This window comes from Paraburkholderia sp. BR14320 (genome assembly GCF_040948665.1).
Taxonomy (GTDB): Bacteria; Pseudomonadota; Gammaproteobacteria; order Burkholderiales; family Burkholderiaceae; genus Paraburkholderia; species Paraburkholderia youngii.
Genome location: NZ_JBFPKG010000029.1, coordinates 64,047 through 77,768, shown reverse-complemented (window position 1 = coordinate 77,768; position 13,722 = coordinate 64,047). Strand labels below are relative to the sequence as shown.

Here is a 13,722-nt window from a genome sequence, read left to right as displayed (position 1 = left end):
CCTAGGCCACTTGTACCGTCATTTCCAGTTCAAGGCACGCACCCAGCGGAATCTGAGCGACGCCGAAAGCGGAACGCGCATGCTTGCCGTCTTCTCCAAAGATTTCAGCCAGCAGTTCGGACGCGCCGTTGGTCACCAGATGCTGCTCGGTGTAATCGGGCGCCGAATTGACGAGGCACATGAGCTTGATGATCCCCTGTACCCGATTCAGATCGCCCAGAAAGGTGTGCAGCGAGGCCAGTACATCGATCGCGGTCAATCGGGCGGCCTGTTTGCCTTCCTCCGTCGCCAATGTTTCGCCGAGTTTCCCCACCCAGACGTTGCCATCGCGCTTCGCAATGTGACCGGACAGATAGACGCTGCTTCCCGCCTGACGACACATCACGTAAGCGGCCGCCGGCGCGCCGGCAGTCGGCAGACTGATGCCGAGCTGGCTCAGTTTTCATAGATATCGATACGACTCATCAAGACCTCCTCAATGGATCAGGTTCTGTGGTGATATAGCTGTCGCGTGCGCGTGATCAGTGCTTCGGAGACACGATCGACTTCGGCTCGAGGAATGCCTCGAGGCCATACACGCCGAATTCGCGGCCGATCCCGGACTGCTTTACGCCGCCAAAAGGCGCCATCGTTTCCGGGACAATGCGATTGACCAGCACACTGCCCGCCTCCAGCGCCGACGCAATCGCGACGCCATGTTCTTGCCGCCCGGAAAAGACATAGGCCTGCAGGCCGTAGCTCGAGTCGTTGGCTATGCTGATGGCTTCTTCTTCTGAGTCGTACGCGAGAACGCAAAGTACCGGGCCGAAGATTTCCTCTTTCGCGATATCCATCTCCGGATGCACGTCAGCGAAAACCGTCGGCTTGACGAAGAAGCCTTGGGTCAAACCGTCTGGGCGGCCTTCGCCGCCGGCTACCAGCGTAGCCCCTTGCGCAAGGCCGACATGAATGTACCGCTGGATGCGCTCGTACTGACTGCGCGTCGACAGCGGCCCAATTGCCGTCGCCGGGTCGCGTGGATCGCCAACCCGCATGGCCGAAACCGTACGTTCGACCAGAGACAGCACCTCTTTCAACCTGATCCGCGGAACCAGCAGACGCGTACCGTTCACGCAAGCCTGGCCGTTGTTCATGAAGGCCGCGTTCAGCGCGAGAGGAATTGCACTGTCGAGATCGGCATCGGGTAACACGATCGACGCCGATTTTCCCGACAATGACAGGCTCACCCGCTTCATCGTATCGACAGCGGCGCGGGCGATGTGCTTGCCCGTTGAAGTCGAACCCGTGAACGAGATTTTCCTGACGCCCGGGTTGATGCTCAGTTCGTCGCCGACGTCACTGCCGCGTCCCAGCACAACGTTCACGACGCCGGCAGGGAGCTTCGCTGCGTGCAAGGCTTCCGTCACCACCTGCGTCTGCAGAGGAGCCAGTTCGCTCGGCTTGATCACGGTTGCGCAGCCCGCCGCGAGCGCGGACGCCAGCTTGCTGCAGATCGTCCCCGCGATGCTGTTCCATGGAACGATCAGCGCGGAGACGCCCACTGGTTCGAGACGTACGCTTGCGTCGCCTATCTGTCGTTCGAACGGAAAATCCTTCAACAGGTCGGCCGTTCTCGACAGGCAATCGGACGCGTATTGACTGACCCACTGCGCCCGCGCCAATGGGCCGCCGTATTCCTCGATGGTGGCCTCACGAATGTCGTCGGTACGAGCGAGGATCGCTGACTGCAGGCTGTGCAGCATGTCGATGCGCTCGGCTTTCGACGTATCGCGCAAGAATGGCTGAACGGCACATGCCGCGGCGATTGCATTTCGGGCGTCGTCGCGATCGGCGAGCCGGGCCGTCGCAATCGGTTGCTCAGTGGCGGGGTTTAGAGACTCGATGGTCTCGGCGCCATGCAAGCGCGCGAACTCGCCATTGATATAGCCTCCATTGATTTCACGCATGGTCCTTTCTTCCATTCATTGCTCGATTCTGTTTCGCGGCTTCGTGTATGGATGGTCAGTCCGCTACCGGATCGACTACCGACACCGGCGCACTGCGCTCTTCGATTGCAAGACCGGCCTGCAGGCACAGGTCCTCCCTGAAATGCGCGGCAACGATCTGAACGCCTACCGGAACTCCGTTCACCAGATCAGTCGTGACCGTGAGACCCGGCAAGCCCATCGCGGGTAGCGCTCGCATCGTGAGTTGCGACTCCCACACGCGCTCGAACCCTTCGATCCCCTCGCGATCCAGATCGTCAGGAAACGGCAGCTCCGCCGATACGGGCAGGATCAGAACCGGATAGCGATCGAAGAACGTCCGCCACTGCCGCATCAAGGTGGTACGTTTGACGAGCGAATCCTTGATGACATCGACCGGCAGGTCGACTACCTTCAGCCGCGCCGCCGCGACCACCGCGGCCGCGCCCGGGTCGCCATCGCTCTCGACCGAATTTGCCAGCGCATCGAATCCATCTCCAAGCCACAGCCGCTCCTGAACCTGCGCCGCGTCGCGAATCGGCGGCGTGTCGTCGATTTCATCGACCGTCCAACCGGCATCGACGAGCTTGCGCGCGGCTTCGCGCAGCGCCGTTTCGACTTCCGGAGCGATCCGCAAACCGCCGGGACGCAGGCACAACGCCGCGCGCTTCGGCGCGTCGGCGCCGACCAGCGGCATCGGCACATACCATGGGTCGCGAACGTCCGGTGCCGACAGCGCCAGCAGACCCAGTTGCAGGTCCGCGATCGTTCGGCCCATCGGGCCCGCCGCCGACATCAGTTGAGGACCGATCGGGCGTTCCGGCCACGTCGCGTTATACGCTGGCACGCGTCCCAGGCTCGGGCGAATTCCATGAACACCGCAGGCATACGCGGGATAGCGGATCGAACCGCCGATATCGGTGCCGATCGCGAGTTGTCCAATGCCCGCCGCAACGGCGGCAGCGCCGCCGCCCGACGACCCACCCGGTGTGCGCGAGCGGTCTCGAGGATTGAAGGTTTTGCCGTGCACCTGGTTCGATGTGAACCAGCGCAACGCAAAGGTCGGCGAGTTACTGCGGCCCAGCAACACTGCGCCCGCCTTTTCCAGGTTGTCGACGAGCGGGCTGTTCACTTGCGCGACGAGGTTCTCGTGACTGCGCGCTCCGTTCGTCGTCGCAAAGCCGCGCTGGTCGATGTTGATCTTCACCGTCACCGGAACGCCGGCGAGCGGCCCCAGCTTGTCGCCACGAGAGCGCGCGCGGTCCACCGCCTCGGCCTGCTGAATCACCGCTTCTGGCCGGTATGCAACGATCGCGTTCAGCACCGGATTCGCCGATTCGAGACGCTCCAATGCGGATTGCGCTGCCTCTTTTGCCGATACGTCACCGTTCCTGATCCGCGTCGCAAGTTCGCTTGCACTCAGGCGCCAAAGTTCTTTCATGGATTCTCCCGGGAGTCGTCGTTGGTCTTCGCCAATCCGAACGATGGTTATGCCGCTTTGTCGGATTGATCGGTCATGCACGCAGGCATCATTTAGCGCGCACTTTGTATCCGCATGTTGTCTGGTACTTCGTTATTTGTAACGGGACATTATGAGTTTCTCCAGTTCGATAAATACGCAGTGGTGATTGACGCGCAATTGCATGTGCGCAGGCTCGCAGCCATATCCAAAGGTATAACGCTGTGTTGACATCCGTATAGGGTTCGGCACCGAATGTCTGATAGAGAAGAGACGGACAGCAGACTATGCTTTCGAGCGGGCAAGACCCACATTCAAGACTCCTCCTCAATCCCTCGTCAACAGGTGATTCCATGACGTTACGCCACAAGGCACTCACGGGTGCTCTAGCCGTTTTGCTGTCGTCGGCCGCACTCGTACAAGCCGCGACGCCCCCCGCCGACAACGCCGCTCCGACCAAAGAGCAGCTTCGCGCGGAGATGCGCGCCGATCGCGCCGCCAATCACGCACTGGCGAAGAAGGTCCGCGAGGCTCTGTTCAGCTCCAAACAACTGAACGACACGGACATCGCAGTATTCGCGAATACGCGCACGGGCAAGGTCACGCTGGCGGGCACCATTCTCGACGAATCGCAGGACCAGCTCGCTCAGGATGTCGCGTCGAAAGTGCCGGGCGTGCAGTCGGTGTCGAGCAAGCTGACGCTCTACGCAGCGCCCTGATCCTGCCGGTTTCATCGTGGGAGATCGCGCCGGCTATGCCGGCGCATTTCTATGGGCTGATCGAGCGGGAACGGCGGACTCGACGGCGCGCCCATGACTCCCTGCAAAGCCGAACGATCACGAGCGAGCTGCCGCAAAGGCGTTCAGGTCAACGCGCGTATCGCGTGAAAACGTAGTCGCGATCCTTGACGAGCGCGGCATGGCACGCAAAGCACGTCTGATGCTGCGCGGCATCCGCGGGCACACCGTTGATGAACCGTCCAAAGCCCCAACCGCCCGTCGACGCATAGCGGCGCGAGTCTTTCACCATGACCTGCACCGTGGTCGGTTCGCCCGGCACGGTCGCCGGCGCAAAGTCGTCCGAGTGCTTCTTTCTGTACGCCAGCTTGACCAGAACGGTTCCGTCCGGAAACGGCTGCGTGGCGCTCTCGATTGCCTTGATCGCAAGCGGATTGCCCAGCACCACGCGCAGTTCGTCTAGCGGCGCGGCTTCCTCCGCCGGAGCGACCATCTGCCATTGCCGGTAGCCTTTGGGAATCGTCACGCCGTAGATGGGCGACTCGGCGCCCGTTGCATCCGCGGCCGCGGCGCCCTGATTCGCCGCTGCCGCAAGCACGAGCACCGCTGCGGCAAGCGGCGCCCTGAAGTGAGCGAGCATCATTTCGCGCACTCTTCCGTTAAAGACGCTGGACTTGCAGCAGCGCGTCCGCGAACGCCTTGGGCGCCTCTTGCGGCAGATTGTGGCCAATGCCGCCGCTGATGTCGCGGTGCTGGTACTTGCCGGTGAACTTCGCGGCGTACGCGGCCGGCTGCGGATGCGGCGCGCCGTTGGCGTCGCCTTCAAGTGTGATGGTCGGCACCGCGATCGCCGGCGATTGCGCAAGCTTCTTCTCGATGTCGTCGTACTTGGCCTCGCCACGCGCGAGCCCCAGACGCCAGCGATAGTTGTCGATCACCACCGCCACATGATCGGGGTTGTCGAACGAAGCCGCCGTGCGTTCGTAGGTTGCGTCCTCGAAGCGCCACTGCGGCGACGCGAGACGCCAGATCAGCTTGTTGAAATCGTGACTGTTCTGCGCATAGCCTGCCTGGCCGCGCGCCGTGGAGAAATAGAACTGATACCACCAGGCCAGCTCGGCCTGCGGCGGCAATGGCTTCTCGTTGGCCGCCTGGCTGCCGATCAGATAACCGCTGACGGAGACGAGCGCCTTGCAGCGCTCGGGCCACAGCGCCGCGACGATGTTGGCGGTGCGCGCGCCCCAATCGAATCCGCCGATCACCGCCTGCCTGACGTTCAGCGCGTCCATGAACGCGACGATATCGACGGCGACAACGGCTTGCTGGCCATTGCGCGGGGTGTCCGCCGATAGAAATTGCGTCGGACCGTAGCCGCGCAAATACGGCACGAGCACCCGATGTCCGGCCGCCACGAGTATCGGCGTGACCTCGGCGAAGCTGTAGATATCGTAGGGCCAGCCGTGCAGCAGGATGACGACCGGACCTTCTTTCGGGCCCACATCGGCGTAGCCGATGCTCAAGCCATTTGCGTGAACCCGGCGAATCTCACCGAAGGAGGCGGCGTTCGTGCTCGCGGACACCGGCTGCGCGCGAGCCAATCCGGCAACTCCCGATCCCGCTATCGCAACGCCTGCAAGGCCGGTTCGCAGGATTTGCCGGCGACGTTCGTCAATCAGTTTTGCCACGCTCCATCTCCTCTCGAGTAGTTTAAAGTCGACTCGATCAAGCTTATGGGCACACGTGACATGGCACCATCCGATCAACGGATCGGACTATACGGCGATCGGTTTAGCGCCCTATACGCAGGTATATCCGCACGCGGAGCTACGGCCTCGGTATTGCGCCGAAGTACCGGGCTACTTTCAGTTTTCACCTAGCGCAAGCTGGAGTGCCGCGAGAAGTGCGGTATCGCTAAAGGGCTTGAACAGACAATCAGACGCGCCCTGCATGAGCAGACGCTCGCGAATGGCTTCGTCCTTGTGGGCAGTGATGAAGACGACGGGAATCTTCTTGCCGAGACTTTTCAACTCGCAGAAAAGCCCGAGCCCGCCTTTCCCCGCCATGTTGACGTCGAGGACCAGACAGTCGGTCTGATCGACCACCTCGGATGCGAGGAAAGCTTCCGCGGACGGGAACTCGCTGACCGCATAACCGAACATTCTCACCAGATCTGGAAGCGATTCCCGCACCGCTTCGTCATCATCGACCACCGTTACCAGCATGATTACCCGCAATCAAGTCCCGTTGAATCCGCTACTCGGCTCGAAGCATGCATGAAGCCGGGCGGCCGATCCACGATACCTTGGTATCAATCGATTGAAAAACTCTTCGGCGAGCCGACACGCGAGCTGAACTGCCCGCCCACCTGGGCGGCCATGATCACGAGTTCCGGCAGCGAGTTCGCCGCCATTTTCTCCATCAGGCGGCCACGGTGACCCTTGACCGTGATCTCGCTGATACCGAGTTCGGCCGCCACCTGCTTGTTGAGCAACCCGGCAACCACCAACGCCATCACTTCCCGCTCGCGGCGAGTCAGCGCGGCATAGCGGGCCCGCAGCGAGGCATGTTCGCTCTCTGCTTGGATCGCGTGACGGCTATGTTCAATGCCGTCGCGAATGGCCTCGAGCAAGGCTTCACCGTTGAACGGCTTGGTGAAGAATTCGATCGCGCCGGCTTTCATGGCCCGCACGGTAACGGGCACATCGGGGTAGCCGGTGATGAAAATAATCGGCATGTCGGCGCGGTCGGCCACGATTTGCCGCTGCAGATCCAGACCATGCAGATCCGGCAGAGAAACGTCGAGCAGCAGGCAGCTTGGTCCGCAAACACGCGGGTGCGCGAGAAATTGCCGGGCTGATCCGAATACCTGCGGCTGCCATCCCGCGCTGCGAATCAGCAATTCCAGAGATTCGCGCACGGAGACGTCGTCATCCACGACGAACACGACAGGGACCGCCTGCGGGGTGCTCGTGGACACGCGGCCCTGGGTTTCACCAGGTCTCTTCATCGCATACCTCGCTAATATCGGTCGCCGATTCGTATAAAGGCTCCGAATGAATCCTGGTCCGAACACCGGACAATGCCGGATTCCCCGATGTGCTTCCATCATACAGAGGTATGTATATGCCCGTTATCCGCCTTTACCCGCCGTAAATGGGTAGACAGAATGCGAAGCTCGCGCCGGGCCCGTCATCCGGCAAAGCCGCCCACAGACGCCCGCTCTGGCTTTCGATGATCGACCGGCTGATCGCGAGACCAATGCCCATGCCGTCATTCTTGGTCGTATAAAAGGCATCGAAAAGCCGTTCCGCGTGTTGCGGATCGAAGCCGACCCCCGAGTCAAGCACGGTCAAACGAACCATCCCGTCGGAGTCGGCCTCGGTCTTGACCGATATGCGCCGCGGTCGATCGTCGACGCTGCTCATCGCATCGGCGGCATTGCGCAGCAAATTCATGATCACCTGTTGGACCTGCACCCGATCACAGCCGACCAACGGCAGCCCGTCCGCAAACTCCGCGCGCACGATGACCCGGGCCCGGTCCAGATCGGTCTGCATCAGGGCAACGACCTCGCGCGCCGTATGGTTGAGATCGACCGCCTCCAGCGTCACGCTGCGCTTGCTGAAGAGCGCACGCAAGCGCGCAATGACATCGGCCGCGCGGTTGCCGTCGCGGATCGTGCGCCGCGCGGTCTCCTGCGCCCCTTCGATGTTGGCGGGCACTGCCGCCAGCATGCGAAGACAGGTGCTGGCGTTGGTCACGATTCCCGACAGCGGCTGGTTGACTTCGTGGGCGATCGAAGCCGTCAACGCGCCGAGGCTCGTGATCCTCGCGACATTCAAAAGCTCCGAGCGCGCCTTGTCGAGCGCCTCTTCCGAGCGGCGGCGCTGGCTGATATCGAGGGCCGTGCCGATGTATTCGCGACCACCCGGACGGTCAGTCGCGCGATGCCCCAGCAAATGCACATGCTTGACCGACTGATCCGGCATCAGCAGGCGATACTGGCTCTCGACATCGCTATCGCCGCGTTGCACCTGTTCGATCAATTGAAACGCGAGACCGACGTCATCCGGGTGATAACGCGCGACGATACGATCGAGCGTCACCGTAGTGCCCGGCTCGAACTCGAAGATGTGATAAAGCTGATCCGACCAGGCAATCTCGCCCGTATCGACGTGCCACGAGAAGTTGCCCATTCGCGCCAGCGCCTGACCCTCGGCAAGAAATGCTTCGCTGCGCCGCAGCTCCTCCTCCGCGCGCTTGCGATCGTCGATGTCGATGTTGACGCCGTACCATTTGACGACCTTGCCGTGCTGGTCCCGCAATGGGCTGGTGCGAAACAGAAACCATCGGTACTGGCCGTCGTAGCGCTGCATTCGCGCCTCCGCCGCGCCGGGCAACTGACTGGCCATCACGGAGCTCCACACCGACATCAGCCCAGCCCGGTCGTCCGGATGCACCGAGTCCATCCATCCGTAATCTCGCACCTGCGACAGCGTTCTGCCGAGATAATCGAGGTAGTGCTGGTTGTAAAACTCGCCGGTGCCGTTCAGGCGCGCTGACCAGATCAGCGCGGGCAGTGCGTTGATCGTCTCGTTGAGGTGGCGCTCGCTCGCGGCGAGCGTGATTTCCGCACGCTTGCTGTCCTCGATATCGATCGACAGGAAGAACCAGCGCAAAATGCTGCCGTCCCGGCCGAGCAACGGAAATCCGCGCACGTTGAACCAGCGGTAGGTTCCGTCGGCACGCCGGTAACGGCTCTCTACATTGTGCGCGGTGCCGTTCGAGAGCGATGCTTCCTGCGCGGCGATCACCGCCTCGAGGTCTTCCGGATGAATGAATCCGCCGCTCCGCCAGGCTTTGAGTTCCTCGAACGACTTTCCGAAGTATTCCAGGGTGAGCCGATTCTGGGCTTCGACTTCGCCTGTCGGCGACATCACCGTGACGGGCACGGGAATGCTCTCGACGATCAACTGCAGGTCGAGCTCCTTTCGCTTCAGTGCCTCCTCCGCTCGCCGCAAGTCCTCGACGTCATTGCAGACTCCGCACCACCGAACGATGCGCCCTTCGCCATCACGCAGCGGACTGATCTGAAGCACGAACCGACGGTACTGGCCGTCGAAGCGCCGTAGACGCGCCGCTATTTCACCCGGCTCTGCGGACGCCAGAATGGCGGTTTGCCGGTCGAGCAGCATCGGCAAGTCGTCGACGCAAATCACGTCGCGCCACTGCAAGTCGGATGATGTGTCGAGCACCCGTCCTGTGTATTCGGACCACTTCCGGTTCACGAAGTCGACCCGACCGTCGGGCAGCGCGGTCCAGGCCATCGCGGACAGCGCATCGAGGACGATGCCGGAATCAATTGCCAGTCCCATCATTGTTTTGATTTTGCGAGCAGGCGCGAGATTCTCAAACGTTCGCCGAAACCTGCGTTCAGGTGCGTAGTTTGGTGCCGACCAGAAAGTGGCGCGATTATCCCATGCGACGAAAGTCATCGCAATGCAATGGGTGCGCGAAAGGCGGGCTGATTAAAGCCGCATTGAGGTCGAATTGAAGACGGTGAAGTTGGCTGATCGCCACGTTGCGGGCTTCGTTCGCACCCGCCTTTACTGCCCGGATGGACCTACGCCGAGCGCAACCGTTTTACGCACGAGATCGGCAACGGAGCGCACATTCATTTTGCGCATTGCCTGGCCCCGATGAATCTTGACCGTCACCTCCGCGATGCGCATTCTGGAAGCGATCTGCTTGTTCATCAGACCGGACGCGACGTTGACCAGCACCTCCCGCTCGCGAGGCGTCAGCGCGCCCCACCGTTCGCGAGCCTCGAACAGCGAGCTATCCGCTTCGAGGCGTCGTGCGTCGCGCTGCAATGCCGCGACCACCGCGTCGATCATGTCCTGATCGCGGAACGGCTTGGTGAGAAAGTCCAGGGCCCCTGCTTTCATCGCCTCGACCGTCATGGCGATATCGCCATATCCCGTCATGAAGACAACGGGCATCGGAGCGCGCTGCTGCGTCAATAGCGACTTCTGCAACGCCAATCCGCTTTGGCCACGCAAGCGCACGTCCAGCACGAGGCACGCTGGTCCCGGGCCCCTGGGCGCCGCGAGGAACTCTTCAGCGGAGCGGAACGCGTCGACTTCCAGGTCGATCGAGCGCAGCAGACCCGTTAGCGCTTCGCGTACCGAATCGTCGTCGTCTACGACATAGACGATGCCCGCGGTTCTGTTGGCTGCGGTGGTAGCGGACCACGCGGTCTCAGTGTTTAGCATCAAGATAGTCTTCTACTACGATACGGTCTGCGAATGGGCCATCGCAGACACCCTCGATATCAGTTGGACTTCAATAGCTGACTCGACCGTTGCAGGGAATAGCCGCCGGATTGCCGGCCGCGATGCGGTCATCCCTGTCACGTCAAGCCTGAAGCTTACATGGGGCGTCATGAAGAGGCTCTAGTACTTTGGTATTGGAAATTCGCGTCGAGCGGCCTGAATCGGAATGTCCAGGGTTTACTGATTTCTGGATGGCGAGCTAATACCTTGGTATGGGTTAATCGTTCTGGAACCTCTGAGCGCCGGCTGGCGGATTAATATGTCTGCCCTTGTCGATCAACAGAGTTCGAAGCATGCAACCATTCCATGCTCTTTTCGTTCTACTCGGCACGCTGCTCGCCGCCAGCGGTTATGGCGCGACGTTTCTGCTCTCGATGCATTTCCGGACCGCCGGCGGAACCGACCTGAACACCGGCATTGCGTTGGCGCAAGCGGTGATCGGCACGTTCGTGAGCTTTCCGCTAGTCGACTGGTTCGCGCCGCGCGTCGGCGCGGCGCGCTTGACCGCGATTGCGGCGCTATGCCTGGGCGCGGGCGTTGCGGCTTTCACGGTCATCGCGCCAGAGAATGCGATCGGTTTCGTCCCCGGGTTCCTTGTCGGTTTCGGCTGGGGTTCTTTTAGTCTCGCCGCTCCAATGGCGCTTGCCGAACGAACCACGAATGCCGATCGTGGCTCGTGGTTCATGCGGTTCGGCACGATACAAATGCTGGGCATCGGCGCATGGCCGGCGCTAGCCGCGTTCGCGATCCGCTCGCTGCACTGGAGCGTTGCAAGCGTGCTGCTAGTCGTCGCGGGGCTGTGCATGGCTGGATCGCTGATGCTGGAAGCATTCGCACGGCTGTCGCCGAATCCCGCAACGCACACGCAAAAGCCATGGGCACTGAATTCGGGCGCCATTCTCCGCACGCGCGCGGTTTATTCGATCGCGATGATTGGCTTGTGCGCCTGTGTTTTCTCCGGCTTATTGACGTTCCAGATGTCGCTCGTTCAGGGCACTGGCTCGCACGCCGGCACGTTCTTCAGCTTCTATACCGTGACGGTCGTTCTCGCGCGCTGGCTGCTCGGACGGCTCGTGATCAGTTCGCGGCGTGAAATCACGACGAAACTCGTGCTGATGTTGATGCTGCTCGGCATTGCAGCAATGTTCGCCGTTCCGTATCACACGCTCTTTCACCCGACCAGCGCCGTGCTGTTCGGAACTGGCTATGGCCTCGCCTATCCCGTGATCCAGGAACAAGCCGTCAACGATTCCAATGCCATCCATCGTCACGCCGCGCTGACATGGTTCATCGTCGCTTACTCGCTCGGTGCGTTCGGCTTTCCGGCCGTCGGCGGCTGGGTGCTCGTGCACGCCGGGAAGAACGCGTTGACCGCGCTGATCGCGATATGCGGCATGTCGGCACTCGTGCTATCCGTACTCCGCGACAGGCGACGCCTCGCTGCGCAATTCAGTTCGTGACCACGACGGAATGTTGAACGACAGGGTTAAAGGGATTCCCCATTTGCAATAACCAATGGGAGTTCACAGACATTAATGCAACGCTCAGCACCAGCGTAATAACTTGGATCGGATAAATAATGCTAAAGCGGTTGGTAAAAAACTTCGAGGCCGAGCCCCTCATGGCGCAACCCTTGCCTCGGTGTTGATGACGAGCGCATGAAAGACGACCAGAAGCAGGCGAGCAATATAATTTACTTTTTAAATTGAAAGTATTTACATAGCTCAATTTGCGGAGCATGATCCATTGAATCGCGTAACCGGTATGCGCGCTTTCGCAGCGATTGCGTTTGCAAATAAAAACGAAATGTAAAATGAGACCGGTGATTATCGGCGATTATTGCGTATCGTCTTTTTAGCTGGAGCGATTTAATGCCTGCATTTGGTGCCGATTTTTGCGAACCAAAAAAAAGGCGTCACGTTGCCGTGACGCCTTAAAAGTTCTAGCCATTCCGAGGGCCGTGCTAGAACCTGAGAGAAGGTATTTCGAAAGGCGCAAGCGCCTTGGACGGGCAATCGATCCTGGACTCCGGGATTTTCCGCTCGCGTGCACCAATATGCAGCGGGCAAAGGCGGCTTTCGAAATGAGGTTCCATTTTTTATGGTTATGCTGACTAAGTCAAGCAAAAAGATATAGTCGCTCATCGATCGGCAATTTCTTCCGATACAATGATTTTCCCAAAAATATATGAAACGGATGCTCCGGTTTGGAGAGGCCCCCGCACCGCGCGGGCGGTCGTCAACAGGTTAACGAACGAGCAGCCTGAAATACTGTTCCAAAAAAACGCATGAACCGATCCGCACCGAATCAAACCGTCACCGCTAAAGCCCCCGCCAGCAAAGACCGAGACGGCCCGGGCGATGAAGTCACCGCGCTCGCGCGCGGCTTGACCGTATTGCGCGCCGTCGCCGCCGCGCACGCTCCGCTCAGCAATCGCGAACTCGCCGAGTTGACCGGCATCCCGAAGCCCACCGTGTCGCGCATCACCGCGACGCTCGTGGGCACCGGTTTTCTCGTGCGACTGCCCGACAGCGAGCGCTTCGTGCTGACCTCGTCGGTGCTCGAACTGAGCAACGGCTTTCTGCGCAACTTCGACATCCGCTCCCGAGCGCGGCCGTTCCTGATCGAACTCGCGGAACGCACCGCGTTGTCGGTGCATCTCGCGGTGCGCGACCGCTACGACATGGTCGTCATCGACGCGATCCGGCCGCGTTCGGCGGTGCTTGTATCGCGACTCGAAATCGGCTCACGCATGAGCCTGACGCGGACTGCCGTCGGCCGGGCGTACCTCGCCGCGCTTACGCAAGCGGACCGCGACCGTCTGCTCATCGGCCTGCAGACGGCCGAGGGCGACGATTGGGGCTATATCGGCAGCCGTCTCGTCAGTGCGATCCAGGACACGCTCGAACGCGGTTTCGCCATCGCCACCGGCGAGTGGTACAACGGATTGAACGCGATCGCGCTCGGCTTCGTCGGGCCGTCGGGCGAGCGCTACGCGGTCAATTGCGGCGGCGCGGCCGACCAGTGTCCGCGCGAATGGCTAATCTCGGACGCCGCACCCGCGCTGCTCGAATGCATCGACAAGATCGTGCTGGAGATCGGCGGCACGCCGGGGCGCCGCCTCGACGAGTGACCCGGCGGCGGCAACGGGCGCCAACGCGGCGCCCCGCGCAGACCGAACGCGGCGCCGGCCGCCTGCGGTCTGTCAAGTGACGAAGGCGTCCCGC

At 61.2% G+C, this 13,722-nt stretch carries 12 protein-coding genes; 3 read left to right on the top strand and 9 right to left on the bottom strand.

Annotated elements, in window-relative coordinates; translation table 11 throughout:
- Position 1: 1 nt before the first annotated feature.
- The 3 genes from AB3X89_RS24585 to AB3X89_RS24575 all read right to left on the bottom strand — a co-directional run bounded on the left by AB3X89_RS24585 (position 2) and on the right by AB3X89_RS24575 (position 3,405).
- The gene (locus tag AB3X89_RS24585) at positions 2-439 is read right to left on the bottom strand and encodes a RidA family protein (RefSeq protein WP_368585614.1); all 438 of its coding nucleotides are present in this window, start codon (positions 437-439) and stop codon (positions 2-4) included.
- 82 nt (positions 440-521) lie between these two features.
- Positions 522-1,946, bottom strand: a complete 1,425-nt coding sequence (locus AB3X89_RS24580) for an aldehyde dehydrogenase family protein (RefSeq protein ID WP_368585591.1) — start codon at positions 1,944-1,946, stop codon at positions 522-524.
- Positions 1,947-2,001: 55 nt separating this feature from the next.
- Positions 2,002-3,405: an amidase family protein gene (locus AB3X89_RS24575; protein ID WP_368585590.1), complete on the bottom strand. Its 1,404-nt coding sequence runs from the start codon at positions 3,403-3,405 to the stop codon at positions 2,002-2,004.
- Between the two features lie 371 nt (positions 3,406-3,776).
- Between AB3X89_RS24575 and AB3X89_RS24570 the strand changes: the two genes are divergently transcribed.
- Entirely contained in the window at positions 3,777-4,142 is a 366-nt protein-coding gene (locus AB3X89_RS24570) for a BON domain-containing protein (RefSeq protein WP_368585589.1), read from the top strand.
- A 148-nt stretch (positions 4,143-4,290) separates the two neighbouring features.
- Here AB3X89_RS24570 and AB3X89_RS24565 read toward each other — a convergent pair whose 3' ends face one another.
- The 6 genes from AB3X89_RS24565 to AB3X89_RS24540 all read right to left on the bottom strand — a co-directional run bounded on the left by AB3X89_RS24565 (position 4,291) and on the right by AB3X89_RS24540 (position 10,435).
- Complete coding sequence (locus AB3X89_RS24565) at positions 4,291-4,803, bottom strand: cytochrome P460 family protein (RefSeq protein WP_368585588.1); 513 nt, start codon at positions 4,801-4,803, stop codon at positions 4,291-4,293.
- Positions 4,804-4,819: 16 nt separating this feature from the next.
- A complete protein-coding gene (locus AB3X89_RS24560) occupies positions 4,820-5,845 on the bottom strand; it encodes an alpha/beta fold hydrolase (protein WP_368585587.1) in 1,026 nt (341 codons plus the stop codon).
- 177 nt (positions 5,846-6,022) lie between these two features.
- On the bottom strand, positions 6,023-6,382 hold the full coding sequence (locus AB3X89_RS24555; RefSeq protein WP_368585586.1) for a response regulator transcription factor: 360 nt from the start codon (positions 6,380-6,382) through the stop codon (positions 6,023-6,025).
- A gap of 86 nt (positions 6,383-6,468) precedes the next feature.
- Positions 6,469-7,167 (bottom strand): response regulator transcription factor, encoded by a 699-nt coding sequence (locus tag AB3X89_RS24550; RefSeq protein ID WP_368585585.1) that lies wholly within the window; start codon positions 7,165-7,167, stop codon positions 6,469-6,471.
- Positions 7,168-7,300: 133 nt separating this feature from the next.
- Positions 7,301-9,535 (bottom strand): PAS domain-containing protein, encoded by a 2,235-nt coding sequence (locus tag AB3X89_RS24545; RefSeq protein WP_368585584.1) that lies wholly within the window; start codon positions 9,533-9,535, stop codon positions 7,301-7,303.
- A gap of 231 nt (positions 9,536-9,766) precedes the next feature.
- On the bottom strand, positions 9,767-10,435 hold the full coding sequence (locus tag AB3X89_RS24540) for a response regulator transcription factor (RefSeq protein ID WP_368585583.1): 669 nt from the start codon (positions 10,433-10,435) through the stop codon (positions 9,767-9,769).
- Between the two features lie 353 nt (positions 10,436-10,788).
- Here AB3X89_RS24540 and AB3X89_RS24535 point away from each other — a divergent pair, with 353 nt between their 5' ends.
- Both AB3X89_RS24535 and AB3X89_RS24530 read left to right on the top strand, forming a co-directional pair.
- Positions 10,789-11,955 (top strand): MFS transporter, encoded by a 1,167-nt coding sequence (locus AB3X89_RS24535; protein ID WP_368585582.1) that lies wholly within the window; start codon positions 10,789-10,791, stop codon positions 11,953-11,955.
- An 827-nt stretch (positions 11,956-12,782) separates the two neighbouring features.
- Positions 12,783-13,628: an IclR family transcriptional regulator gene (locus AB3X89_RS24530; RefSeq protein WP_368585581.1), complete on the top strand. Its 846-nt coding sequence runs from the start codon at positions 12,783-12,785 to the stop codon at positions 13,626-13,628.
- Positions 13,629-13,722: the final 94 nt, after the last annotated feature.

What these genes read in the sequence shown, in the direction of transcription:
- AB3X89_RS24570 (WP_368585589.1), top strand. Translation starts at nt 3,777, where the DNA reads ATGACGTTACGCCACAAGGCACTCACGGGTGCTCTAGCCGTTTTGCTG.
- AB3X89_RS24550 (WP_368585585.1), bottom strand. Translation starts at nt 7,167, where the DNA reads ATGAAGAGACCTGGTGAAACCCAGGGCCGCGTGTCCACGAGCACCCCG.
- AB3X89_RS24535 (WP_368585582.1), top strand. Translation starts at nt 10,789, where the DNA reads ATGCAACCATTCCATGCTCTTTTCGTTCTACTCGGCACGCTGCTCGCC.
- AB3X89_RS24565 (WP_368585588.1), bottom strand. Translation starts at nt 4,803, where the DNA reads ATGATGCTCGCTCACTTCAGGGCGCCGCTTGCCGCAGCGGTGCTCGTG.
- AB3X89_RS24555 (WP_368585586.1), bottom strand. Translation starts at nt 6,382, where the DNA reads ATGCTGGTAACGGTGGTCGATGATGACGAAGCGGTGCGGGAATCGCTT.
- AB3X89_RS24530 (WP_368585581.1), top strand. Translation starts at nt 12,783, where the DNA reads ATGAACCGATCCGCACCGAATCAAACCGTCACCGCTAAAGCCCCCGCC.
- AB3X89_RS24575 (WP_368585590.1), bottom strand. Translation starts at nt 3,405, where the DNA reads ATGAAAGAACTTTGGCGCCTGAGTGCAAGCGAACTTGCGACGCGGATC.
- AB3X89_RS24580 (WP_368585591.1), bottom strand. Translation starts at nt 1,946, where the DNA reads ATGCGTGAAATCAATGGAGGCTATATCAATGGCGAGTTCGCGCGCTTG.
- AB3X89_RS24545 (WP_368585584.1), bottom strand. Translation starts at nt 9,535, where the DNA reads ATGGGACTGGCAATTGATTCCGGCATCGTCCTCGATGCGCTGTCCGCG.
- AB3X89_RS24540 (WP_368585583.1), bottom strand. Translation starts at nt 10,435, where the DNA reads ATGCTAAACACTGAGACCGCGTGGTCCGCTACCACCGCAGCCAACAGA.